The sequence below is a fragment of the Oleiphilus sp. HI0128 genome (assembly GCF_001635365.1).
Map to the genome: position 1 here is coordinate 1 of NZ_LWGG01000085.1, position 1,302 is coordinate 1,302.

1 protein-coding gene is annotated in these 1,302 nt (G+C 46.0%); it reads right to left on the reverse strand.

Annotated features, from left to right (window positions below; all coding sequences use genetic code 11):
* Positions 1 to 94: 94 nt before the first annotated feature.
* Positions 95 to 1,249: an acyl-CoA dehydrogenase family protein gene (locus tag A3763_RS01080; RefSeq protein ID WP_068512646.1), complete on the reverse strand. Its 1,155-nt coding sequence runs from the start codon at positions 1,247 to 1,249 to the stop codon at positions 95 to 97.
* Positions 1,250 to 1,302 lie beyond the last annotated feature (53 nt).

Here is a 1,302-nt window from a genome sequence, read left to right on the forward strand (position 1 = left end):
GGATGATAAGTGGTCAGTACTGGATACTCAAAAGTATGGGGGTTAAGGCGGAATTCCGTTCTAAGTTGGCCCCTTATCTGCAAGGCTGATTAAGCTATGCTTCACTGAGTATTTGTTTAGCAATAATAATGCGCTGTATTTCACTGGAACCTTCGTAGATTGTTGTTACGCGTGCATCACGAGTAAGACGCTCTATAGGATAATCTTTAATATAGCCATTGCCTCCTAACAACTGCAGTGCTGTATAACAAGCTTTGTTGGCGGCTTCTGTTGAAAATAGCTTGGCCATTGATGCCTGTTTTGAAAACGGCGCGCCAGAATCTTTTGTGTAGGCCGCGCTCATAAGGAGCAAACGTGCAGCTTCTAGTTCTGTGTAGGTGTCCGCTAACATCCACTGGATACCTTGAAAGTTCGCGATTGCCTTGCCAAATTGCTCACGTTCTTTTGTGTATATCGTTGCATAGTCGATGGCTGCCTGAGCAATACCAAGTGCTAATGAGCCGACGCCTATTCTGCCGCCGGCCAGTTCGCCAACGGCGACACGATAGCCTTTGTTTAGATCACCCAAAAGTGCACTGTCATCAATGTTGCAGTTATCGAAACTAAGCTGACAAGTAGAAGAGGCTTTTTGTCCCATCTTTTGTTCGGGTTTTCCTATTATTAGGCCGGGAGTCCCCGCCTCGACAAGGAAACAAGAAATGCCTTTTCCTTTTGCCGCACTCTTATCCGTCAGAGCCCAGACAACAAATACGCCAGCATATTCTGCGCTGGTAATGAATTGCTTGCTGCCATTTAGCGCCCAGCCCGAAGCTGTTTTAGTAGCGGAACATTTCATTGATGAAGGGTCCGAACCGGCCTGAGACTCAGTCAAGCAGAATGCTCCGGCAGAATATTCACCAGAGCAAAGTTTTGGTAGATAAGAATGTTTCTGTTGTGTGCTGCCAACAGCCTGGATAACCTCAGCAACCATGTTTGTTACCGATGTTGTAACTGCTGTCGAAGCGCAAGCCTTGGCTATTTCAGTGATGGCCAAACTAAAGGAAACGGTACCGGCATTGGTACCGCCGTATTCACTCGAGATATTGAGCCCCATAAAACCGAGCTCAGCCAGTTTCTTTAGATTCTTAACAAAGGTTTCCTGTGCCTCCCCCATATCAAGCTTATCGGCGATAGGCATCAGTTCAGAGCTGGCAAATTTACGTGCCATACTCTGAATCATAATTTGCTCCTCGTTCAGTGATAAGTCCATATGGGTTCCTCTTTTAGTGAGTTAGTGTTTGTATAATAGCGGACTATTTAGCA